This window comes from Sphingobacterium sp. UBA5996 (assembly GCF_002429765.1).
Lineage (GTDB): Bacteria > Bacteroidota > Bacteroidia > Sphingobacteriales > Sphingobacteriaceae > Sphingobacterium.
Window position 1 is genome coordinate 216,876 of record NZ_DJAS01000011.1, and the last position, 24,725, is coordinate 241,600.

Here is a 24,725-nt window from a genome sequence, read left to right on the forward strand (position 1 = left end):
TTCTTCGATAAATATTTTGGTGATTTCTTTAAGGCTTCGACTGATGAATTCTGGGGGTCCCATCGTATTTAAGGCAGTATTTAATAGTATACAAAAGTTATATGATATTATAATTCACCAAAAGTAATGCTTTTTGGTGAATATACTCACCGAAAAGCATTGCTTTTGGTGAATACAAAATGTACTATGATACAGCGATTAATCAAAAATAAGTTGGAGCAAGCACTTTTTAAGGCGAAAACTATCCTACTAATTGGTCCGCGGCAAGTAGGTAAAACTACCCTGATCAAAGAGATACTTTCTGGTGACGATTATTTATTTTTGGATGGGGATGATCCCTTGGTAAGGACTTATCTCAACAGTCCTAACACAAAAGAGATTGAAACAATTATTGGTCAAGCTAAAGTGGTATTTATTGATGAAGCACAGCGTATCGAAAATATTGGTTTAACAGCAAAAATTATACATGACCAATTTAAAGATGTCGAGCTTATCCTCAGCGGATCCTCGGCGCTTGAGTTGAAAACCCATACACATGAGCCATTGACAGGACGTAAGAGAGAGTTCAATCTTTTCCCTATTTCTTATGCAGAATATGAGCATAGTATTGGCTTTCTTAATGCTGCAGGCGATCTGGAAACTAGACTGGTTTATGGATTTTATCCAGAATCGATTACTAGCCGCGGTGACGAACGGGAAGTACTCAATGAGATCTCTCAAAGTTATTTGTATCGGGATATTTTGACCTTAGCGAATATAAAAAAACCAGAAGTTCTCGAGAAGATCCTTCAAGTCTTAGCCTTTCAAATTGGATCCGAAGTGAGCTATAATGAAATTGCCCAGCTTACAGGAGTTGATAAAAACACTGTTGCCAATTATATTCATCTCTTGGAAATTTCTTACATTATATTCCCCTTGACTTCCTTTAGCCGAAACCTGCGTAATGAAATAAAGACAAATCGAAAAATATATTTTTATGACAACGGAATCCGCAATGCTGTGATACAAAACTTTAATCCAATCGAATTAAGGGATGATGTGGGGGCACTCTGGGAGAATTTTCTGATTTCAGAACGCTTAAAACACAACAGTTATAGCCGGCGCTTTGTCAATAAATACTTCTGGCGGACTAAACAGCAGCAGGAAATCGATTATGTAGAAGAAGCGGACGGCAAAATAACCGGTTACGAATTTAAATGGAACCCTAAGTCGAAAGCAAAAATACCGTCAAATTTTGTAGAAGCCTATAGCGCAGATGTTCAGGTAATCTCAAAGGATAATTTTAGAGCGTTTATTGGTCTTGAATAATCGTTGAAATAGGGGGGCTCAGGCTTCTATTTTTAATAATCTCTTCTATTCAACTTGTTCGACCAGCTGTTGGCTAGAAATCCTCTCAAAATAGCTTTCCATCTCTTGGTTACACCTTTCTATAAAAGTTTTTGTGCGTTTTTGCAATTCCATAACTGCTAATGGATCTCCTTTATAATTTGCATTGTGCGTAAATTGTTGTTGTGCTTCCGTTATGTTTTTAAAGGCCTTAAGCGGCTCTTCATGATCTAAGCAAAATGTGGCGTAGACATCAGGAACTATCAATTTGCAGAGTTGCATGAGGAAAGTGAGATTGACCCGTTGCGGTTTGTATTGAAGTACGCTATTGATTACACCGAGACAAGTCTGCTCCAACGCCTGCGACAGCATATAATATATGGCCTCGATGCTTATTGACGACCAGTCTTCGTCATAAGGTAAGTATAATGTACGCGCGTTATTATAGCGCGTCTTCCATTTTTGACGTACATATTCAAGATCTAACTGTGGAGCGGCGATGCTTTCCCGATCGATATTGGCTATGGATGGATTCTGAAACCAGATGTCGCCCACTTTGAGGAGCGACACAAAAAATGGATGCCCGTTTGAGAGCTGTTTGGTAAAAGTTTTCGTGTTTTCCGCGACCATCGTAAGCGATACATTGTTGGGAAGCATACCTGTTATGAGCTGCGTTAGATTATTGATCTCGGTACTTAAAATATCATAAGTGACCAAAATATAGTAAGCATGCGTGATGCAATCATTTTTTACCCTTTTCAGCGCATTATGATAGTTGTGATGATCAGAATCATAACCGAAACATACGACCAGCGCAGGAGTGCAATAGCGCTCTATAGCGTTTAAAATGAGGTCTCGATAATTGGCGTTGCAATAGCTTCGTTTGGACATTTCAATGGTGTTTTTGCAATTTTCAACTTCGTTGTTAGCAACTGGGAGAGGGTTAAGTTTTGACTTAATTTCTTTGAATAAAATATTCGAATAATCGTATATCCAGTTTAATGTATTGATAGCAATCTGATAGGCTGTTTCTAATACATCTTCATCGATAAAATAATCTTGATTATAGCGATAACCAATATAAGCTTCATCAATTTTAGCTAAGGCTTGTTTTTCTTCTTTGTTGTCGATTAGTATCGCCAGTTTAGAGTCAAAATTTTTAAGGTAGCCCATACTACCTGTAAGCGAATGTGATTTTCGATCATCATTCAAAAGGATATGTTCTGCAGTTTTCAGGGATAGTTCGATGGCCTGATGTAGCATAAAGGCTGCGTGAGCATGGTTGTTACTATCCAAATAGTAAAAGTGTCCATCTATAAACGATCTGATTTTACTTTTCTCTTTGTCGATATATGATCTTGTTTTTTCGATAATCTCTGTAGCTGTATAATCTGGAAAGATCAGTGGGATTTCTTGCGCCGGATTTTGATAAACGCGGTTTTTAGGCTGGTAGATAAGATGAGTGCGAGCCTGTCCGAGATCCAGTTGTTTTTGTGCTTCGTTCGTAAGGTACACTTTGATATATAAGTCTGATGGGCGATTTTTGACAATTTTGTTAATCATGCTACTCGGATCCGAATGTCGCATTCCTTTATTTGATGCTATATTAATCTGTAGCATCTGAAACTTTTTATTATCGTGGTCAAAAGTCCAATGGTAGATTTCATCGACAGCAACGGTACGAAGGATTGCCTCGATAATAGGGTTAATATCGGTGTTCATAATATGGATTGAATAAATGGGCTTTATATTTCTGTTTCTAGAGGAGCTGTTTGTTTTTGATTGAGAGATTCTATCTCTTCAGAAAAAGCTGTTAAATAGGCGAGTTCTATTATTTTGATCATAGTCTGGTAAATTCGTGTACTGTAATCTGAATAGGCGCCGGTATATCGGTTTTTGGCGAGCCCATAGTTGATCCATTCATACAAGATTTCGTTCCACTCTTGCTGATCGTATGATTTAACTGTTGCCAATAGTGCTGACAAAGGATTGTCCAGTTCTTCATTTGAAACATAATAAAGCACGATCTCTTTATTCATGTGCCCAATCAAAACTGATTGGCATTCGGGCAATATCGAAAATGAATCGTCCATGCCGACTGGAAGAATAGGGGATTCCTCAGATTTATTGAATAACATTTCCAATAAGGCGTAAAGGCAGGTATAGTTAAAGAGTAAATTTGCGCCAGAAAATTTACTGTTTTCGTGGTCCGCCGACCAGAATTCTTTTTCGTCGATGACCGTTTGGTACCAATATCGGATGTCTTCTCGCCAACCATTTAGATCGTCTCTATCAAAGAAATCTTTTAATGCTGAGATGGAATAAGGTTGGGAAGCAAGCCAGTCAGGCAATATGATGCATTTTTTGGTGTGAAGTATTTCGTCTTCTGTTTCGTCCAAAGATTGCTGGGTTTGGCACTGCTCATTTGCAATGTCTTCTTGATTTTCTATAACATTGTCTGGAAGTATTTTATTTTCATAGATCTTTCCGAGAGAAGCTGCCAGACGCATTAAGAATTCTTTTACAGTAAGTATTGCATGGCCGTTATTGCCTAAAAAATCATTATACCTGTCTACTAAACTTATCCATAAATCATCAAGAACGTCGTACCATTTTTGCAAAGACTGATAGGAAAAAAATCGACTAATGCTGTCTGCTGCTGTGTCAATATTACGTGCCGGTGAGTCTGTTGCTAATAGCTGACTCCAGTAGTCTGAAACACGTTTATTGAACTTCAACGGTTGTTCTATTGTTTTTAGTTTACATCTCCTAAAAATGACATACGCCAATTCTACCTGTTCAATTAATTTTTTGGTGAGATATCCGTTAGAGGAACGCGGTGGGCTCATCTTTGCGTTTGAAGCCGCGTTGATTAACATATTTAAGTCTGCTAACCAGTCCCGTATGGACGTTTCGCTTTCAAAGAACTCTATAAGATATTTCATCGGATCGTCGATGTGTTCTTGGGTTAAATAGCGAAAATGTTTCGCTTTTAGTTTCTTTTGCGTATTTTTCATCAGATTATATTTTTTTAGTTGATGAAACTGCTACTAGGGCAAATACTGATCCGTGCACTGATCTAAAGCCTTTTCGGTTTCATATTTAAGGTTTTTGATTAAATGTTGTGTTTATAATTATCAATGGTAAAGCTAATTTAAACACTAATTTTCGATTAAACAAATTTTATATTGATAATTATTGATTATGAGTTCTTTTTTAACGAGAATTAAAGTTATTGCAGATAGAGAAGGACTGAGTGTAACAGCCTTTGAAACTGCAGTAGGAGCGAGTAGGGGTGTATTTACACGTGCTTTAAGCAATAACACTGATGTGCAGGCAAAGTGGTTAGTGAGTATTGTTGAAAAATTTCCAGCGTACTCTTCGGAATGGTTATTAAAGGGTGAAGGTGAGATGTTAAAACCCGCTCTTGCTCAGGAGGAGGACGAGAGAGGCTATGTAACTAATGAAATAGATGGCATAACCAATGCAGTAGTCAATTCATTAAAACAGGTTATATCGTCACAAAATATCACTATTAAGTCTCAAGAAAAGACAATTATTTCGTTAGAGCGATTATTGTCGATACAAGAGCAAGAAATAAAATCTTTAAGGAACAAATAAAGCACAAACATTTTTTAAAAAAGGGGCAAAAGTGAATGTAAAGGAACGCGTGCTGCTGATCGCCGAAACCAAAGGCATCAGTAAAACCGAATTTTTCAGAGATGTGCAACTTTCCTATGCAAACTTTAAAGGAGGGCAGAAGAATACCGCACTTAGTTCGGATGCCATGATCGCTATATTGTCCAAACATCCCGATATTAGTCCCGCATGGTTGTTGATGGGCGAAGGAACCATGATGCGGAAGTATGAGAAAGTAGAGGTAAGTGCACCGCCTGTCGAAACAACTCCAGCCACAGCCGAGGGCCTCGGAATTTATAAGCAGTTGATCAATGCTTTAGAGCAAACGGTCAAAGCACAAGAAAAGACAATCCTCTCATTGGAAGGTCAGGTGAGTTTACTGCAACGCAAATAGTGACATCCGGTAGTTTATACATCTGATCGTTCCCTAGCTCAAAAAATACCTGATTCCGGTGATTTCATTGGCCCCTTTTTTGTTTAATTTGGTTATCGAAATGGTGTTTGTTTAACCAGCATCAATGAAGGCTGCAATTGCATTTGTAGAAAAGGTATTACCTGCTATTGATCGCAATGGAACGGCAACTAGTCATGCATTCAAAGAATTAATTTGTGTCAAAAAAAGGATTACTTATACTCTGCTTTTTTGTTAGTTGGTTTATCAATTACGCAGTAGCACAGCCAGCAGGTCAGCGACCAATGTATACCTCAACATGGGGGCACCTTTACCGTGAAGCAGGAAATAATAAAGATCTCTTGGGAGTTTTCCCGACTGAGGCACCTGTCTACCTGCTAGATTCCACCAATACACAGTATAAGGTGCAGGTGAGTAATGGCGATATTGGTTTTATAGACCGTCAGCCCCTGAAAAGCGCTATGTATGGAAAGAAGTCGGCCGGGGAGCCGCAGCAATATTTCTATCGCGGAACAACGGGTGCTCAATGCCCACATTTCTATATACAGGTCTCGCAATTGCGCGTGCGTAAGGCATCCAATACAACAAGTACCGCTGTGCGTAGGGCAGGTCTCAATGAAATGGTGTGCATCGATTATGTGCCGCTGTATACTGACGGATGGGTGTATATTGGTGACCACTTTCATCAGCGACCTGAATATATTCAGATGAAATATCTGGGTGCCCAACTCACCTACGAAAAGGTTTTAAAAGATTATTTGGACGTCAAAGGAAAGGATCAGGAAAAGGAGCTGGCGGCGGTAGGCCGTCTGCGGGAAATAGGCTGGACCAAGTATTCCAAATTGAAAGAAGCTCTTACTTATTGGAAGGAAACCTACACCAAAGCAGGAGTAGTGGATCCCAAAGTTGATATCGATTTTGAATTGGTCTTGGCCGATAAGTTTCACAATGAACTCCAGTCTGAAGTATATGCAAAGAAACTAAAAGCTTTAAACTTTCATTTCGAGTGGAAAGGCGTATCTTTATTTGACGGAAAGATCACAGATGCTCAAATGAAGCAACTGGCTTTGCAACGGGTTTCCGAAATCCCGGATATGCCCGAATGTGGGTGGGAGCCACAGTACTATTATAAAACACCCAATATGATCGTTGCCTTTGAAAAAAATAATAAAGGGCGAGTGGCGGGTAGTTTGTACCAGCTATTTTTTAGTGCTGGCGAAACCATTGTCATGGGGAGTGAGCGGATGGATGCTAATTATGCAGAAAAAGACTTTGTAGACCACGTTGGCGACCTGCTTTCGGCGAATTGGATCACTGATCCGCATGTATATTATATCCAGAACGGCGATGCTGGGCTATTTATCTTCAGATTTGCCGATGGGAAACTCGCCAGCTACGAATGTATGTTTTACTGTTAATATTCGAAAATAGCGTCGGGGGCACGTAAAGACCACTAAGTGTCTGAAAATGTCCTTCGTCTGTGTCCTTAGCAGGAGTTTTATTAAACAGGAGGAACGGGGATGCTCAGAAATAAGGCCCTTTGAAGGGAAATTAAAATTCCGCTTTCAAAGGGACTTAGTATGTTGTTGAAAACTTAAATTACACTATTTGCATTTCAAAGAGTTTCGCAATATGGCCTTTCAGTTTTTCTTTCACATCTGTCATGTCGACTTCTTTGCCAAGTTCCCGCTTTAACGACGTAACATCTTTATCGTCTATGCCACAAGGAATGATATTGCTAAAATAGTCAAGATCTGTATTGACATTGAAGGCAAAGCCATGCATGGTCACCCAGCGTGAAGCGCGTACTCCCATCGCACATATTTTGCGCGCTGTTGGCTTATCCGGTTCAATCCATACACCCGTAAACCCGGGATATCTTCCGGCTTCAATACCAAAATCAGCACAGGTCAATATGATCGCTTCTTCCAGTGTGCGCAGATAAAGGTGGATATCCGTAAAGAAGTTGTCAAGATCCAGAATCGGGTAGCCGACAATCTGCCCGGGGCCGTGATACGTAATGTCACCACCGCGGTTGATCTTGTAGAATTTGGCCTCCTTCTCTTCGAGCCCTTTTTCATCTAACAGCAAGTATTCCTCGTGCCCGCTTTTCCCCAAGGTGTAAACATGCGGATGTGCTGTGAAGATCAAGTAATTTGGGGTAATGGTCGTTGTCGCATTGACCCTATTGTGGTGCTTGATATCCAATACTCCCTTAAAGATGGATTCTTGTCTGTCCCATGCTTCTTGGTAATCGACAAGACCCCAATCTTGAAACTGCACCTCTTTGTTCATTTCGTATTTTTTTAAACTGTGAATGGGCATAAGGCCCATTCACAGGATTGTTTGTCAAAATTAATACAATAAGTTATTGTATGGATAACGTTCATTGTGCATCTTCACAATGATATCGTACAGTTTTTGTTTGAACTCTTCGATATTCGTTTTATTTGTTGCTGATAGGAAGATTGCGGGATCTGCATTTTTTGCCATCCATGAATTACGGAAATCATCCAATGTGACCTCGATCTCTTCGCCATCATGCCCTTCTTCAACAGCCGGTTTGTAAAGATCAATCTTGTTAAATACCGTAATCACTGGTTTGTCCAATGCCTTAAGATCTTTCAATGTCTCATTTACTGCTTGGATATGGTCCTCAAAGTTGGGGTGTGAGATGTCGACTACATGGATCAGTACATCGGCTTCGCGAACTTCATCCAATGTCGATTTGAAACATTCCACCAAATGGTGCGGTAGTTTACGGATAAAGCCGACCGTATCTGAAAGCAGGAAGGGGAGGTTGTCGATCACAACTTTGCGTACTGTGGTGTCCAGTGTAGCAAAAAGTTTATTCTCGATCAGTACGTCAGACTTGGAGATCATATTCATAATCGTCGATTTTCCTACGTTGGTATAACCTACCAAAGCTACACGGATCATCTCACCACGGTTTTTCCGTTGCGTCTCGTTTTGCTTGTCGATTGCTTTTAGGCGTTCTTTGAACAAAGAAATTTTGTCCAGGATGATACGTCTATCGGTTTCAATCTGTGATTCACCCGGACCACGCATACCAATACCCCCCCGCTGACGTTCCAAGTGGGTCCACATACGGGTCAGACGTGGTAAAAGATATTGCAATTGGGCCAATTCTACTTGTGTCTTTGCCTGTGCAGTTTTGGCATGACGGGCAAAGATGTCCAAGATCAGATTGGAACGGTCCAGTATCTTGCGTTTGAGTTCTTTTTCAATATTGCGCAGCTGGGAAGGTGAAAGCTCGTCGTCGAAAACAACGATGTCAATTTCTTCAGCTTCAACATAAGCTTTTATTTCTTCCAGCTTTCCGCTGCCGACAAATGTGGCACGGTCTGGGAAACCCAACTTTTGTGTAAACATGCCTTTGGTCTCCCCACCGGCAGTCTGCACAAGAAATTCAAGTTCCTCCAAGTATTCCTTTGCTTTTGTTTCCGTTACGCTTGGGGTGATGACACTCACCAAGACGGCTGTTTCGGGTTTTATAGCTGTATCGTGTATTTTAAATCTGGCCATTTTGTACTATTAAGTCTTTTAAGTGAAATCGAAAGGTGATTGAGCAGTGCTGTGCAAACTATTTATTACCTAACTCTTGTTATTCATTCACTTTTTTAATTATTGTTCAATGAGCCCGAAAGCTCGATGTTTGTTTGAAAAGGTAAATTTAAGAATTTATGTATTTGTACACCACACAAGACTGATGCCGATTATGACATAATTCTCCATTAACCAATAAATTTCCTGTGATTTGCTTACCAGGGCAACTCAAAATATGTAAACGTTCGGTCGCCATCTTTTGCCTAGTAAAAGAAGGGATATTTTCTATATCATGTTCATAATGATGCAAAAGTAAATAAATTTGGTTTTATATACAAAAAAGATAAGGGGCTTTTAGGAAGCCCTGCCCTGATGGATCAATTTTCCTAGCGAAAATGACATGCGATTAAGAAATCTTGTCCCAGGCGATACCCTCTGATTTTCTTGCGAGGAAGCTTCGGAGCAAATGATTTTTTTCGCTTTGGAGCATCGGGTCTTCTTTGAAGATTTCGATAACGGTATTTCGGCACTCGGTGAGCAGCGCTTGATCTGTGGCCAGATTTGCCATTTTGAGATCAAGAACACCCGACTGCTGTGTCCCGGATATATCGCCCGGCCCACGGAGCTGCAGATCCACTTCTGCAATTTCAAATCCATCGTTGGTACGCACCATGGTATCCAGTCTCAACCGTCCTTCTTTGCTCAGTTTATTCCCCGACATCAGGATACAGAAAGACTGTTCGGCACCACGGCCTACGCGGCCACGCAATTGGTGCAGCTGGGATAGCCCAAAACGTTCGGAATTTTCAATGACCATGACCGAAGCATTCGGGACATTGACACCGACCTCAATAACGGTGGTAGCAACCATGATCTGCGTTTCATGTTTGACAAAGCGCTGCATCTCAAAGTCTTTATCTTTTACGGGCATTTTACCATGAACAATGCTGATCTTATACTGTGGTAGCGGAAATTCACGTTGCAAATTTTCTAGGCCTGCTTCTAAATATATCAGATCAAGTTTTTCGCTTTCCTTGATGAGCGGGTACACCACATAGACCTGCCTGCCTTTGGCAATCTCCTCACGCATAAAACCAAACATTCGTAAACGCGAACTTTCAAAAAAGTGGACAGTTTTGATTGGTTTACGTCCTGCTGGTAATTCGTCTATGACGGAAATGTCCAAGTCGCCGTACATGGTCATGGCTAGTGTCCGTGGGATTGGTGTCGCTGTCATAACCAGCATATGCGGTGGAATGACATTCTTGCGCCAGAGTTTTGCCCGCTGTTCTACACCAAAACGGTGCTGTTCGTCAATTACTACGAAGCCTAGGTTGTTGAATTTTACCTTATCCTCGATCAGGGCATGGGTGCCAATCAAAATATCCAGGCTACCATCCTCCAGGGCCTGGTGGATCAGACGACGTTCTTTCGTACTGGTGGAGCCAGTGAGAAGCTTTATCGTAACAATATCTTCGCCCACAAGATCTTTAAGTCCATGATAATGCTGGGTCGCCAGGATTTCTGTCGGAGCCATCATGCACGCCTGAAATCCATTGTCTACAGCGAGCAGCATGCTCATCAGGGCAACAACAGTTTTCCCGGACCCTACATCGCCCTGTACGAGGCGGTTCATCTGCGCGCCTGTGTTGGTATCCAGGCGAATTTCCTTCACAACGCGTTTCTGCGCTCCTGTTAAAGGAAATGGAAGGCGCTCGTTAAAGAACGTGTTGAATTTTTCACCGACTTTATTGAAGCGCTGGCCTCTAAACTTCTGGGTATTGAGCTGTTTGTTGTTGAGCAACTTGAGCTGTATAAAGAATAGTTCTTCAAACTTGATGCGTTTAATCGCTTGGTTCAGCTCCTTTTGATCGCTTGGAAAATGTATGGATGCAAAAGCCTGTTGTCTGGAAATCAAACGATGCTTAATGATGACATCCTGAGGAAGCGATTCGTCAATACCACGGAATACAGTTTCCAATGCAGTCTGCTGCAAGCGTTGGATCCCTTTGGTATCCAGATTGAACTTTTTGAGTTTTTCTGTCGACGAATACACCGGCTGCAAACTCATGTTGCCGATCTGTTTAACCTGCGGATTATATAAATCCATTTCGGGATGCGTAATGGAAAGCTGCCCATTGAATTCGCTCGGCTTGCCGTAAATAATATAGGCTGAGCCGACTTTTAATGATTTTTGGAGCCATGGGATGGACTGAAACCAGACCAGTTCCATGGAGCCCGTTTCATCTTTGAAAGAACCGACAAGACGTTTCGTTCTTTTCTCGCCCACGAGTTGTAGCGAAACCAATCGCCCCAGTACCTGTGCCGCCATCATATCGGGATGAAGTTTCCGGATTTTATGAAACTCTGTACGGTCGATATAACGGAAAGGATATTGCGTTAGTAGATCACCAATGGTAAATACCTGTAACTCTTTCTTGAGCACATCAGCCTTTTGTGGACCTACACCTTTGAGGTATTCTATGGGGGTAATTAAACTTAATTCAGCCATTCTTCTTGAATGGCTAAATTACGAAAAATTTATGCGTTTAAGGAGCCGTTTCTTGGGCTAGTGTGACTATTTTGAAGCAGATTCTTCATATTTAATGTCTGCTTTTCCTTCTTTACAGATCATGCCCAATGGTTTGCGATAAGGTATACAATTTATTTTGGGAGCCATCATTGGCTGGTATATCTCCATCAACCGGTTGTTGTCATTGATCATATTTTGCAAGGTTGTTTTGTCAACGGATTTGTGATAGGGAAGGTAACTTGTCCCACATACTGTCCGTATTTCCATCATTTCCCATTCTGTGGCGTCAGTACATGATTTTGGGCTAGCAAAGGCAATGATTTTGCTGTACTTCTCATTGGAAAGCGACTCAAGTTCCTTTTCTGTTTTATCCTTGTAGGCATTTTCGAAATGTGATTCCGATTTACAAACAACAAATAGCATGCAACATGCCAATAGGGTGGTAATACTCAAAATGGAGAGATTTTTCATAATCTTCTTCTTGGTTTTATTAATCAGACGGATAATTCTTGGTCTTTGCTACAAAGGATTTCCATTAAGTTTTTGTCAAGAGAAATTTGATTTTGAACTCTATTGCGCATAATTTTCATTAGATTGTAGGTTTGAAACAACAATATGTTAGTAAAAATGTAGTTTTAAAACAACAAAATTTAGTTATTTTTGTAATATAGAAACGACAATATGGAAACTTTGATCAATTTTCAAGATATTCTTTTGCAGGGCATCAACAATGATTTCAGGAGATACCTTCATGAAAAAATTAACTGGAATCAACGGATGATAGGGATCAAAGGTGCACGTGGGGCAGGTAAGACGACGATTTTATTGCAGCATATGAAATATGATCTGGGCGCATTAAAAGATAAAAGTCTCTATATTACCGCTGATCATACCTGGTTTTACAACCATAGTTTATTAGATACCGCAATGGATTGGTATCAACAGGGGGGGCAACTCCTTCTGATTGATGAAGTACATAAGTATCCTAACTGGTCCAGGGAACTCAAAAATATTTATGATGGGATTCCCGGTATGCGCGTTATATTTTCGGCATCATCGGCTTTAGACATTTATCGTGGTCAAGCCGATTTAAGCAGGCGAGTGGTGAGCTATACATTGGCAGGACTTTCTTTTAGAGAATATCTCCAGTTCTCGGGAGTGGCCTCATTCTCTCCGATGACATTTGAAGACATTCAAAAGCAACATCGCGAGATCAGTGTGAATATTACTTCCTCCATAAGACCGCTGCCACTATTTGCAAAGTATCTGCGATCGGGTTATCTGCCTATATTTACCGAAGGTGAAAACGAATATTTGCCTAAACTAGAGCAAATTATAGATGCGGTCGTTGATATTGATCTTGCTTACATTGCATCTTACAATGCTGGTACGGCTGTGAAAGTAAAACGCTTATTAGCAGTAATAGCAGAATCCGCTCCTTTCAAGCCTAATATTTCCGCCTTAGCAGCCAAAATGGATATTTCCAGAGATCGCATATTAGAATACATCTATCAATTGAAGGACGCAGGACTCTTAAATGTTTTATCCGCACAAAGGAAAGGCGTATCGCGGTTACAAAAGCCGGACAAACTTTTCTTGGAAAATACCAACCTTTCTTATGCAATTCACCCAGATCCAAACCAAGGAAATCTACGGGAAACTTTTTTATTGAATCAATTGCTTCATGCAGGACTGGAAGTATCCGAACCGCAGACTGGCGACTTTTTAGTCGAGCAGGTTCATATCGAAGTGGGCGGTAAAAATAAAGGTAGTCAGCAGGTTCGAAATGCGGATCGTTATCTGATTGCGGCAGATGGTATAGAAACAGGTTTTGGCGCAAAGATTCCGCTATGGTTATTCGGATTTTTATATTAGTATTCCCGCTGGATCATTGACCCGCTTCCCACATTGGGATCTTGCGTTGAACGGGACAGTAAAAATTATATAAAAACGGGGCTATTCAAAACTTGAATAGCCCCGTTTGAGAATTTATCCCGGATGATCTCTCGATTAGAAATTACCCTTATTTAAATCCCACCAAAGTCTGGTACCCCCGTTGTCAGGTCCGCCCAACAACGAGATTGCAGATTGTACTTCAGCTGCATTAGTGTTGTATTCATTTTGTGGGAACGGTAAGCGACGGATCTGTATTTTAGTATCGATCAGTCCACCGCTATTGTTGACCACAACTGGGAATAGACGTGGATATCCAGTACGGCGGAATTCACTCCAAGCTTCTTGTCCTTCCGGAAAGATCGCCAACCATTTTTGGGTGATAATACGTTCTAGTTTTACTTCGTTGGAAGCTGCATCATCCCATTTTACTGTAAGAGCACTTGGTGAATCAGCGTTATTCTTCGCATTAAAAGGATCCTCGTAAGCTGCTGCCTTACTTGTGTTATCATTGAGGTAAGTGCTTAGACTCGAGGTTACGCCCCATTGCGTAAAGGAAGTTTCCACTCCTTTTTCATAAAGTGATTGCGCTGTTCCCCCAGCATTGTTCCAACCTCTCAATGCTGCTTCCGCACGAAGGAAGTAAACCTCAGCTGCGGTCATTAATACCGGTGCTGTTGTTGCCACGAAAGTTGGTGTTGTACCTTCGGTATTCAATGCCGATAGCTTTTGGTATTTGTCTTTTTCGATACCATCTGCACCTGTGCGGATTCCGATATATTTTCCCGCGAAAGCTGTTGTTGATGCATCTTTAGTAACGGGTGACATGTATTTGGAAAGACGAGGGTCTTTTAACCCAACCATATAGGATGAAAGTGATGCGTTGATCCGTGTGTCGGCCCAGTTTTGCGAGATAAACCAAAGCGGGTTGCTGTAGGTTCCATCCGCCGGTATAGTGATCTTGAAGTTTTCGCTGTTACTTTCCAATACACCACCATTTGCCGGATCCAGTGCTTTTTCAGCTTGTGTTTTTGCTAAAGCAGCATCGACTTTAACCAAGCGCATCGCTAAACGCAGGCGTAATGAATTGGCAATTTTTAACCAATTTGCAAATCGAACCTGATTATCTGAATTTGGAAATACAAGATCGATCTGGTCGATTTTAGCCGCCATTGGACTATCCGCTTTGTACGATTTTAAGGCCGTTACAGCCTCATCGAGCTCTTTGAAGAAAGCAGCATATACATCGGATTGTTTGTCGTATGGAACAGTATTGGAGGTGCCTACTTTACTATATGGAATAGGGCCATAGATATCTGTAACACGGCTCGCCGCTTCTACTTTGATCACTAATGCGGAGCCCCATAGTGCTGGATAGGTCTCTGCAAGACCATTGCTTTTTAATTTTTCAATGGATTTGATAACGTTAAGATAAAGCACTTTAAATGGTTCTCCATTCCATCCATTTACCATGGCATAATTCAGGTTGTTCTGACCGCTATTAAACGGCGTAGGAGACATGAAATAGCCCGAAAAGACGTCTGCATTCAGATTTTGTTGTACTTGATAAGAATTAGGGTCTCCCGCACCAGAGAAATTGTAAATAGACATTTGCGCATTTTTTAAAAAAAGCACAAGATCTTGTCCGTCCCCCTTTAAATCTTCATCTGTAAGCCCAATATTGTTTTTGTTGTAATCCTCAAAATTCTTTGTACAGCTGGTCATCGTTCCTCCAAGAAGTAACATGGCCAGGGAGAATTTGGATATATATTTGATATTAAAATTCATTGTTGATCGTTTAGAAAGTTGCATTTAGTGTAAGTCCGTAATTGCGGGTTGCAGGCATCATAAAGATATCTACACCACTCAGCGAATTGCCTGTTGACATCGTTACTTCAGGGTCAAATGGAGCCTTTTTAGAAATGTAGAATAGGTTTCTTCCTACAGCATTGACGCGCAATTTTTTGAAGAAGCTGTCTTTAATATTGAAGTCATAGCCGAAAGTCAACTCACGCAGTCTCACGACCGTTCCATCGTAAATGTATTGGCTACTGACAGGACCTATACCTCCCGTTGAAGTGTACCATTTCTCTGCATCGACGACAGCAACAGGAGTTCCATTCGGTGTAACACCGTTTACGGCAACGCCACCATTTGCACGAGCGGCTCCACTTGCTTCTGATACGCCATAACCATCCATGACAGACTGAGTAATAGACATAACATCGTAATTAAATTTGCCGTCAATCAAGAAACTTAAATTGAAGTTTTTATAATTGAAACTGTTATTCCAGCCCATTTGCCAAATTGGATTCGAATTTCCTAGCTTTGTATAAGCGTTGGTTTTTTGAGGAATACCATCTTCTGAAATAATAATCCTTCCTTCAGCATCCCGTACAAAATCCTGTCCATAGATATCACCAAAAGAACCGCCTACCTCAAGTTTGGAAGCAAAGTTGTTTTGATTTTCACCAGTTAAACTAAACTCAGGAACAGCATCAGCTAGTTTTTTTATCTTGTTTTTATTGTAGGTGAAGTTGATACTTGTTGTCCATTTGAAATCATCATTTCTAATTGCATCTAATGATATCAATGCTTCAACTCCTTGATTTTGGATGTCACCGGCATTAATTGCATATTGTTGATTTAACGAAGCTTGGCTCGCAGCGACTTTGAAGAACTGGTTCGTTGTGTTTGTTTTGTAGTACGTAACATCCACATTCAAACGATTGTTCCACATGCGCCATTCCGTTCCAATTTCAAAAGATTTCGTTTTTTCGGGCTTTAATGTTTTCAAGAACGCAATGTCATTTACTGTCAATACAGCGTACGGGTTCACCGTGTTTGTTAATAAACTCGTGTAAGGAGGTAAATCATTGCCCACTACTGCATACGAACCACGAATCTTGGCCATATTGACAAACTCAGGTAAGTTTAATTTGTCATTCAATACAATACCCAAGCCTGCAGATGGGTAGAAGAAAGACTTTGTACCTGTGAAAGCTAATGTACTGGACCAGTCATTCCTCGCCGTCAGATCCAAATAAATCCAGTTGTCGTAGGCCAAGTTTGCTGATGCAAATACCGATTGTAATTGTCTACGATTAGCCGATAATGTAGATGTGACAGGCGTTGTTGTATTTTGAATAAAGAATTGATTTGGGATTTTTAACCCGTCAATACCTGTATTAAAATCTACACCTTCGGTTTTCCAGTCGGTGATGCTTGTTCCGACCAATCCTGTGATCTGAAACTTATCGCTGACATTAAAGTTCATGTTGGCCACGACATCACCGTATTGTTGTGTAATGGTGGTATTTGTATAATTGTAATTACCATTTACTTTTCCTAGGGGATTTGGTGTGCTCGCATAGACTTTACGGTCCCAAACCTCTGAGGTGCGATCGACGCTTCCCCTAGCCTGAATACTGATCCATGGCGCTACTTTATATTTTGCACTACCATTTAAAAGCAAACGGTTGCGGGTAGAGCTTGTTGGATTCCTGTTGACGATCCACCATGGATTTTGTTGTGTTGTGGGACTATCACTTAGGCTGAACCAGTTTTGCTCGTTCAGATTGCGGCTTGGATTGAATGTTTCGTAATTTTTATAATCCGCAATATTTAAGCTTCGAGGTAATAGGTAGGTTCCAACCAGTGGATTATAATAAAATCCTGAACTAGGGGCATTATCCAATTTTTGTGTAATATAATTGGCGCTTCCTTCAACGGTCAACTTATTATCAAAGAATGAGGCACTTTCCTTGAGATTGAAGTTGTGACGCATCAGGTCGTTTTCTGGAAGAATACCTTTTGCAAGTGTATTCGCGTAAGAAAAGTAGGTCTGATTTTTTTCGTTACCTCCGGACAATGTCAATGAATTGGTGAAGTTGCTACCTGTGCGGAAAAATTCGCCCACATTGTCGTAGTTAGCACCGTTGGTTTTGTCTCCCCAGCTAAATACACTGGTGTTACTGTTTTTACCACCCGAACCTTGACCATATTGGTTTTGGAATTTCGGTGTCGATACAGCCTGTTCGATTTGCGCACTTGAGGAGAAGTTGATTGTGGTGCGACCTTGTTTACCTGATTTTGTTGTGACCAAGATAACGCCATTGGCTGCTTGGCTACCGTACAGTGCCGCTGCAGATGCTCCTTTTAATACAGAAATGTTTTCAATATCCTCTGGATTGATCAATGAAATAGGATCGCCACCATCGCGCTGACCCCCAAAAACATTGTCTGGCTGGCTGGCTAATGTCTGGTTGTTAATAGGGACCCCATCAACAACATAAAGTACCTGATTATTGCCAGAAGCCGACTTGTTACCACGCAAAATAACCTTCGCCGAGCCACCTGGTCCTGAAGAGCTGGAAGCAATATTAACACCGGCTACTTTACCGTTTAAATTATTAGCCAAGTTGGTACTTTTGACTTTGTTCAATTCGTCCCCATTGACCTGTTGCGTAGAGTATGTTAATGATTTTTGTGCACGGCTAATACCTAGAGCGGTGACCACGACACTTTCCAACTGCTGTGTTTGTTCTTCTAAACTTACCGTTACTGTCGTTTCACCAGGTCCTAGTGTGACTGTTTTATTTTCATAACCGACAGTACTGATGTTCAATATGCGGTTTTTATCATCAACATTGATCTGAAATGCGCCTTTAACATCCGTAGAACTTGCGTTGGAAGTGCCCAGTACTTTAATTGTGGCACTTGGAATAGGAGCTTTGGTTTTAGCGTCAACAACCGTTCCCTTTATCTGGTTGGTTTGCGCATGCAATAAGGATGCTGAAAAAAGCATTGTCGGAACAATACTCAACACCCTCAAAGTAGAGTATAATTTGTTATTCATATAGTATATGTGTTATATTCAGTTTTTTATATACGTATTTTCATAACGGTGAAGTTCTAATGGAGTGGGCTAATTCCATTTAGCATTTTGGTTAGAAGAAGAGATATTGAATAATCGAGGGGCGAAATAAATGATTATTTTTTAATAGTATAAGCTATTCAATACCTAATTTATAGGAAGAAAAAGCGGTGTGATTTCCCTTAATAAGGGTCTAATTTACTATTGTTGGACAAAATTCAAAAATTTTATGCAATGGAAATGTTTTATATGAACGTTTTTTTGTTTGTAATTGATTATTAGTCAGTGTTATGTGTGGTTTGTCATTTTTTTATGTCGATACATCGAGCATCCCTTCCATAGTCAAAGAGGTGTATTTATTGGGGCGTTGTGCTTAAACTCGGGATGGTCTGTTAAAGGCCTGTTTAATGTTTGCAGCATTAAATAGGATGATAGCAATAAAGATGATTCCGTATGCGATATATTTTATTGGCTGTACAGGTTCTTGAAAGTAGGTCGCTGCCAAAGTAAATGCGATCAGCGGATTAATATACAAAAGAACACCAGTCGTGGTGGATGAAATGCCTATGAGGGCATACATGCTCAAAAAAAGAGGGATGATCGTAAACAGAGATGCGATGAGCACTATGGTGCCCCAAAACACGGGCTCTTTAGGGATGGTGTGATGATTATAGATCAGTTTGGGTATCACAAACAATGCACATATACTGAGTTGAAGAACCAATTGATTGAGCTTGTCAAAGCCTGTCGATACCCGTTGCACGATCAGATAAAACGCGTAACAGGATGCGATAGTAATCGCCCATAGGACATCATTCAATGAACCTCTTGCCAGTAGGCATACGCTGCTGAAAGCAATGAAAAGTGCAGTTTTTTGCCATCCAGTCAATTTTTCCTTGAGCATGAGATAGGCTCCTGCCGCGGTAATTAGGGGGCAGGTCAGATAGGCTAATGCGGCGGATTGAATGCTCACATGGTTGACAGCATAGATGTAAGTAAACCAGTTCCCAAAAATCAGCGCGGAGGCGAGAAGCATAAGGCCCGTTTGAATGAGCTTGTCTGCCCGTGACAGAAGCCCAAATTTGCGAATATCAGCTGCTAGCATTTTTCTCCGAAAAAGAAGCAGGTATACCCATAAGACCAACAGGGCGGTAATAATTCTAAAATAAAGAATATCTTCGGCAGGATAGCCACGTATCCACCGTACAGGTATGGACATAAATCCCCAAATAAAGGGAGCCAAAAAAGCCGCGAAAAGATATTTTCCGCGGCTTGCTGTTTCGTTGCTATTTTCCACGGATTAATCTTTCCACGCAATGACTGAAATCTCGACATTTACATGCTTCGGCAATGTTTTTACCGCAACACACTCTCGGGCTGGCTGTGCTTCTTTAAAATATTCAGCATAAACTTCATTGACTAAGGCAAAATTGTCCATATCACTTAGGAAAATGGATGCTTTGACAACGTCTTCAAAAGTATATCCAGCATTTGTCAGGATAGCTTCGATATTTTTCAGCACCTGATGCGCTTCGTCTTTTATACCAGATGCAATTAGCTCCATTGTTTCGGGAACCAGTGGGATTTGCCCAGAGATATAAAGTGTATTGCCAGCTTTAATAGCTTGGTTATATGGCCCTATAGCAGCAGGAGCTTTGTCCGTATTTAAGATTTCTTTTTTTGACATGGATTACAGTGTTTAGGAAGTAAAAAATATTTTGTAGATCAGCCCCAATAAAAAGACAATAATGGCCGTTGCATTAATAATATGCATGGCTTTTATATTCCCATTCGTCGGGCGGTCTGCATTGCGCTTTCTAAATAAGTACATGGAACTAAGTTACAACAGTAAATTAGAAAGTTAAAATGAAAAGATCAAAAACTTTGAGCGTACATTTATCGACTGTGAAACAAATCGTTTACAAGGGACAGTATATTTTCGAATTTTGGTAAATTGGTAAACGAAATAAAAATCTATGAATAAGCTAGCGTTAATTGGAGGTAAGATATATACTGGTGAGGCGATCTTTGAAGAAAAAGCATTACTGATTAATGAAGGTAAAATTGCCGCAATTGTTGATAAGCATGATGTGCCTACGGATTACACCAGTTATCCAGTCAATGGGTGTAATATTTGTGCAGGACTGATCGATCTGCAACTGTATGGCGACGGATCGGACTTGTATTCCGCCGAGCGTAGTGTAGCCTCTTTGGAACGCATCGCCGAGGGCTTGGTCGGTAAAGGCACGACTTCTTTTATGATGACCCTGGCGACCAATACCATACCCGTCTTTAAGGATGCCATTCGCGTGGCAGAAGGCTTCCGGCACGATGCATTTTTAGGGTTACATCTAGAAGGTCCCTTTTTGAATCCTAAAAAACGAGGTGCGCATCCTGCGGAATTAATCATCGAGCCTACAAAGGAAAAGATTGACGAGCTCTTGGCGGGAAATCAGGTTGTCAAGATGATGACCATAGCACCCGAATGTATATCAGACGATGTATTGCAGCATTTACAGGGTTATAATTTGCTGCTCAGTGCAGGGCATAGTGATGCTACATTTGAAGAAGGAACGCGCGGGTATGATCTTGGGATTCCAACAAGTACCCATCTATTTAACGCCATGTCGCCTTTGCACCATCGCGAAGTTGGGTTGGTTGGCGCGATTTTTAACCATTCGACCGCTCAGGCAAGTATTATTGTCGACGGGCATCACGTCAGCTTTGAAGCTGTGAAAATTGCGAAACGTCAGATGGGAATGCGTCTGTTTATGATTACCGATGCTGTAGCCGCTTGCGATAAAGATATCTACCAGCATGTATTGAATGATGGCTATTACTCGCTGCCGGACGGAACCATTTCGGGGGCGGCAATCTCCTTATTTGAGGGAGTGAAAAATGCGGTGCAAAAGGTGGGCATACCACTCGATGAAGCGATCCGAATGGCGACGGTGTATCCGGCAAACCTGCTAAAGCGAGCGGATATCGGAAATCTAAATGCAGGAAGCATAGCGAATGTTATTGTCTTTAATGACGATTTTCAGCTGGAACAGGTGATCTTTAAAGGCGAGTTAAAGCGCTGATCCATTTCGCAGAAGATTGGCCCATTGTCCAAGATTGACTAATATTATATGTATCTTCGTTCGTTATTTTGAAAAAACACTATTCTATAGATTGATGAAACGTTCCCTATTATTTTTAGCGACAGCACTTTTTGTTTTATCTTCTTGTTCATCCAAGAAAAATAAGAAACACGAGCCTGTCAATACCACAACGACCAATGTCGAAATTGTAAAAAAGGATCCTCCCACATTACCTAAGCGCGAACGGGTGAAAAATACAGTTGAGACAAAAGCGCAGCCAGTTGCAGAGAAAAAGAAGGACATTGTCGTCAATCTCCCAGCTTTACCCCGTGAGTTTCGTGCAGCCTGGGTGGCCTCTGTTGCCAATATCAATTGGCCGAGCAAAAATAACCTGAGTACAGCAGAGCAGCAACAGGAAGCCATCGGTATTTTAGATTTCTTGAAAAATAATAATTTTAATGCAGTAATTTTTCAGGTGCGTCCATCAGCAGATGCATTTTATAAAAGTGATCTCGAGCCTTGGTCATATTTTTTGACGGGAACAGAAGGGCAGGCACCATCCCCTTATTATGATCCCCTAGATTTTTGGGTAGAACAGGCACATAAAAGAGGGATCGAGCTTCACGTTTGGTTAAACCCTTACCGTGCACATCATACTGCTGGCGGTGCTGTTACGTCTGCTTCTATGGCACGTAAAATGCCCGAATCTGTTGTCAAACTCAAACAAGGGTATTACTGGTTTGATCCATCCAAACAATCTACCCAGGACCATGCTGCTCGCGTAGTAATGGATATTGTCAAACGTTATGATATCGATGGCGTACATTTTGACGATTACTTCTATCCTTATGCTGAATATAATGGTGGCCAGGATTTTCCTGATTTGGATAGTTACAATGAATACAAACGTAATGGTGGTACGCTTTCCCGAGGTGACTTCCGGAGAAATAGTGTAAACACCTTTATCGAGCGTATTTATAAAGATATTAAAAAGGAAAAGAATTTTGTCAAATTTGGGATCAGCCCGTTCGGCATCTGGAAACCAGGTTATCCGGCAGGGATCCAGGGATCGAGTCAGTATGATATGCTTTATGCGGATGCTAAATTATGGTTGAACAAAGGTTGGATCGACTATTTTGCTCCCCAATTGTATTGGCCGATACAACCCGCTAAGCAGAGCTATACCGCGCTGTTAAAATGGTGGGAAAGTGAAAATACCTTGGGACGCCACCTTTGGCCGGGTATCAATACAGTGGGCAGGCGCGGGACAGAATATGTTCAAGAAATTGTTAATCAAGTAGAGGCTGCACGGACACTATTGCCTGATAATCGGGAGGGTGTAATCCACTGGAGTTTGGCAGGGCTGACCAAAAACCCGGCCATGACACAGGCTTTGGTTAATGGACCCTACCAGGTGAAAGCGCTGGTGCCAACAAGTCCCTGGTTAAATGCAAATCCACTTTTGAAACCATCCTTGTTACTAACGCCGCAAGGTGGAAATATTTTTGCGAAGTGGCAGCATCAGCAAATTGATCAGGTTGCAAAATGGGTATTGTATCTCAACTATGGGGGGGTATGGCAATACGAGATTTTGGATCCTGGAGTCACGAGTAAAGAGATCCCAATGACATCGAACAACAAAAAGCTTCAGTATGTTGCGGTAAAAGCTGTCGATCGTCTGAGTAATGAAGGACCGTATGCTGCTGAGCATGTAAAATAAGTGGTTTCCAGACCATCAGGAAAGGGATATCTGTATTACGGATATCCCTTTTTTGAGAAATTAACTATCCCCACCCCTGTTTACCAAGTTGTCAATGTTTTGCTTTGAATTGTAACCGATCCGATGTACATTTATAGGTATGGAGGAAATCTATAAAACAGTAAGCGATTCTGTGATTCGGATGTCACAGCTGATGTTGCCATCCAATGCTAATTTTGGCGGTAAAATTCACGGGGGCTATATTTTGTCCTTGATGGATCAGATCGCATTTGCTGTTGCTTCCAAATTTTCAGCGCATTATTGTGTGACGGCTTCGGTTGGCAAAGTGGATTTTTTGAAGCCTATTGAAGTGGGCGAACTCGTTACCTTGATCGCTTCGGTAAATTACGTGGGCAACTCATCTATGGAAGTCGGTATTCGAGTAGAAGCGATGAACATTCAGACGGGCGAAACCAAACATTGTAATTCCTCCTACTTTACGATGGTGGCCAAAGATGAAACAGGAAGGCCAGCCCGCGTACCGAGGTTAATACTGGAGACTGAAAAAGACATATTTCGGTTCTACCGCTGTGTGGTGAAGATGGAAGTTGACAAAGAAAGAGATCGTGCCATTCACGACATGGAAACAGACTCTGCCGAGCAGCAAGCTTATATTCAGAAGCACTTTGATGTACAGATCAATCTTGCTCCGTAAAAGATTGAAGGCTCTTCACTACCATTCGACAGTACCTAGATATTTGCTGTCTGTACATTCGTCGCTTCCATCTGATTTATGGAAGAACACATAGATGTGGTAGGTGCCGATATGCTCTTGTCGTTGAAGTTTTACCGTTTGTGTTTGTTGGAGAAGCGTATTCATGCCCTCATTGGCAAATGCAAGTTCTTCTGGGCCAGATAGAATCAGTCGACAGCTGCTTGCATTGAGGCCAGAAGCTACACTTAGCTTTGTGTCATAATCCCAGAAGAGGGTGAATGTTTCTGTCTCTTTATCTATCTCAAATCTATAGGAGGTAATCGGATTAAGGATCCCTTTACTAATACGGAAGTTTTCATAGTTGATGGCATAGCCCGTTGCGGTTTTTTCTATAGCATTATTAAGATTGTAGGACATGGCGTTGCTATAAGCCTTTTTATTGGGGTTATAGTTTTTAAATCCGATCCGTAACAAATAGAGCATTGAGGAGCTAAATTTTTGGATGAGAGAAAACCGTAAACGCGACTGGATTTGATCCACAGTAGGCTTTTTTGTGCTTTTCTTTGGTAAGCCCCTTGCATAGGTTTTGTTTCCATTTGTAACAAAAACTATTGATCCTGCTTTCCCCGAAAGTGTGCCGTTGGCACCGTTTTTAATGACTGCCATAATCGATATCAATTAGTGTTTATTTTTCCCTTAAGTTAACAAATTAATACGTATTTGTCAATATCAAGTTCGGCCTTCTCTCGTTATTTTTACGTAACTAGATCGGTACTTGCTCGGTGTTTCTTCGGTTGTAACCGAAGAAACACCGAGCAAGTACCGAGGAAGTACCGAACAAGCACCGAAGGATCTCCGAAAATGGTATCTATTTGTTAACGTAAATTGTGGTAGACAGGGGAAGCCTGCGTAAGCGCGCTGGTATTTATTGGATGATGCATGTATTGGTGATTTTTTATATTTATGCCTATATTTTTACCAT

The 24,725-nt window shown here is 41.1% G+C and carries 20 protein-coding genes; 8 read left to right on the forward strand and 12 right to left on the reverse strand.

Annotated features, from left to right (window positions below; genetic code table 11):
- The first annotated feature begins 186 nt into the window (after positions 1-186).
- Positions 187-1,308, forward strand: coding sequence for an ATP-binding protein (locus tag B3E00_RS08350; protein ID WP_293938033.1), 1,122 nt, complete (start codon positions 187-189; stop codon positions 1,306-1,308).
- A 45-nt stretch (positions 1,309-1,353) separates the two neighbouring features.
- On the opposite strand, the gene B3E00_RS08355 is transcribed toward B3E00_RS08350, so the two are convergent.
- Both B3E00_RS08355 and B3E00_RS08360 read right to left on the reverse strand, forming a co-directional pair.
- Positions 1,354-3,048, reverse strand: coding sequence for a HEPN domain-containing protein (locus B3E00_RS08355; protein ID WP_293938035.1), 1,695 nt, complete (start codon positions 3,046-3,048; stop codon positions 1,354-1,356).
- A 23-nt stretch (positions 3,049-3,071) separates the two neighbouring features.
- Entirely contained in the window at positions 3,072-4,343 is a 1,272-nt protein-coding gene (locus B3E00_RS08360) for a hypothetical protein (RefSeq protein ID WP_293938037.1), read from the reverse strand.
- Between the two features lie 187 nt (positions 4,344-4,530).
- On the opposite strand from B3E00_RS08360, the gene B3E00_RS08365 reads away from it, so the two are divergent.
- The 3 genes from B3E00_RS08365 (at position 4,531) to B3E00_RS08375 (ending at position 6,795) form a co-directional block, all read left to right on the forward strand.
- The gene (locus B3E00_RS08365; RefSeq protein ID WP_209578481.1) at positions 4,531-4,947 is read left to right on the forward strand and encodes a hypothetical protein; all 417 of its coding nucleotides are present in this window, start codon (positions 4,531-4,533) and stop codon (positions 4,945-4,947) included.
- 31 nt (positions 4,948-4,978) lie between these two features.
- Complete coding sequence (locus B3E00_RS08370) at positions 4,979-5,359, forward strand: hypothetical protein (RefSeq protein WP_293884212.1); 381 nt, start codon at positions 4,979-4,981, stop codon at positions 5,357-5,359.
- Between the two features lie 215 nt (positions 5,360-5,574).
- On the forward strand, positions 5,575-6,795 hold the full coding sequence (locus B3E00_RS08375) for a hypothetical protein (protein WP_293938039.1): 1,221 nt from the start codon (positions 5,575-5,577) through the stop codon (positions 6,793-6,795).
- 181 nt (positions 6,796-6,976) lie between these two features.
- Here the strand turns inward: B3E00_RS08375 and lipB are convergent, their stop codons facing one another.
- From lipB to B3E00_RS08395, 4 genes are all read right to left on the reverse strand, one after another.
- Positions 6,977-7,672 (reverse strand): lipoyl(octanoyl) transferase LipB, encoded by a 696-nt coding sequence (lipB, locus tag B3E00_RS08380; protein WP_209578486.1) that lies wholly within the window; start codon positions 7,670-7,672, stop codon positions 6,977-6,979.
- 60 nt (positions 7,673-7,732) lie between these two features.
- A complete protein-coding gene (gene hflX / locus B3E00_RS08385) occupies positions 7,733-8,923 on the reverse strand; it encodes a GTPase HflX (protein WP_209578487.1) in 1,191 nt (396 codons plus the stop codon).
- A gap of 427 nt (positions 8,924-9,350) precedes the next feature.
- Positions 9,351-11,456, reverse strand: a complete 2,106-nt coding sequence (recG, locus tag B3E00_RS08390) for an ATP-dependent DNA helicase RecG (RefSeq protein WP_293938041.1) — start codon at positions 11,454-11,456, stop codon at positions 9,351-9,353.
- Between the two features lie 66 nt (positions 11,457-11,522).
- Positions 11,523-11,948 carry a hypothetical protein gene (locus tag B3E00_RS08395; protein ID WP_293938043.1) on the reverse strand — a complete coding sequence of 142 codons (426 nt, stop codon included), beginning with the start codon at positions 11,946-11,948 and terminating at the stop codon, positions 11,523-11,525.
- Between the two features lie 210 nt (positions 11,949-12,158).
- Here B3E00_RS08395 and B3E00_RS08400 point away from each other — a divergent pair, with 210 nt between their 5' ends.
- On the forward strand, positions 12,159-13,352 hold the full coding sequence (locus B3E00_RS08400) for an ATP-binding protein (protein ID WP_293938044.1): 1,194 nt from the start codon (positions 12,159-12,161) through the stop codon (positions 13,350-13,352).
- 135 nt (positions 13,353-13,487) lie between these two features.
- On the opposite strand, the gene B3E00_RS08405 is transcribed toward B3E00_RS08400, so the two are convergent.
- The 5 genes from B3E00_RS08405 to B3E00_RS08425 all read right to left on the reverse strand — a co-directional run bounded on the left by B3E00_RS08405 (position 13,488) and on the right by B3E00_RS08425 (position 20,077).
- Positions 13,488-15,158 carry a RagB/SusD family nutrient uptake outer membrane protein gene (locus B3E00_RS08405; protein ID WP_293938046.1) on the reverse strand — a complete coding sequence of 557 codons (1,671 nt, stop codon included), beginning with the start codon at positions 15,156-15,158 and terminating at the stop codon, positions 13,488-13,490.
- Between the two features lie 10 nt (positions 15,159-15,168).
- Positions 15,169-18,228 (reverse strand): SusC/RagA family TonB-linked outer membrane protein, encoded by a 3,060-nt coding sequence (locus B3E00_RS08410; RefSeq protein WP_293938048.1) that lies wholly within the window; start codon positions 18,226-18,228, stop codon positions 15,169-15,171.
- A 391-nt stretch (positions 18,229-18,619) separates the two neighbouring features.
- The gene (locus B3E00_RS08415) at positions 18,620-19,543 is read right to left on the reverse strand and encodes an EamA family transporter (RefSeq protein WP_293938050.1); all 924 of its coding nucleotides are present in this window, start codon (positions 19,541-19,543) and stop codon (positions 18,620-18,622) included.
- A 3-nt stretch (positions 19,544-19,546) separates the two neighbouring features.
- Positions 19,547-19,933 (reverse strand): RidA family protein, encoded by a 387-nt coding sequence (locus B3E00_RS08420; protein WP_293938052.1) that lies wholly within the window; start codon positions 19,931-19,933, stop codon positions 19,547-19,549.
- 12 nt (positions 19,934-19,945) lie between these two features.
- Positions 19,946-20,077 carry a DUF6728 family protein gene (locus tag B3E00_RS08425; protein WP_293938054.1) on the reverse strand — a complete coding sequence of 44 codons (132 nt, stop codon included), beginning with the start codon at positions 20,075-20,077 and terminating at the stop codon, positions 19,946-19,948.
- Between the two features lie 145 nt (positions 20,078-20,222).
- On the opposite strand from B3E00_RS08425, the gene nagA reads away from it, so the two are divergent.
- The 3 genes from nagA (at position 20,223) to B3E00_RS08440 (ending at position 23,743) form a co-directional block, all read left to right on the forward strand.
- Positions 20,223-21,329: an N-acetylglucosamine-6-phosphate deacetylase gene (gene nagA, locus B3E00_RS08430; RefSeq protein ID WP_293938056.1), complete on the forward strand. Its 1,107-nt coding sequence runs from the start codon at positions 20,223-20,225 to the stop codon at positions 21,327-21,329.
- Between the two features lie 94 nt (positions 21,330-21,423).
- Positions 21,424-23,049: a glycoside hydrolase family 10 protein gene (locus B3E00_RS08435; RefSeq protein WP_209578494.1), complete on the forward strand. Its 1,626-nt coding sequence runs from the start codon at positions 21,424-21,426 to the stop codon at positions 23,047-23,049.
- Positions 23,050-23,188: 139 nt separating this feature from the next.
- Positions 23,189-23,743, forward strand: a complete 555-nt coding sequence (locus tag B3E00_RS08440) for an acyl-CoA thioesterase (protein ID WP_293938058.1) — start codon at positions 23,189-23,191, stop codon at positions 23,741-23,743.
- A gap of 18 nt (positions 23,744-23,761) precedes the next feature.
- Here the strand turns inward: B3E00_RS08440 and B3E00_RS08445 are convergent, their stop codons facing one another.
- Entirely contained in the window at positions 23,762-24,409 is a 648-nt protein-coding gene (locus tag B3E00_RS08445; protein WP_209578496.1) for a DUF6266 family protein, read from the reverse strand.
- Positions 24,410-24,725: the final 316 nt, after the last annotated feature.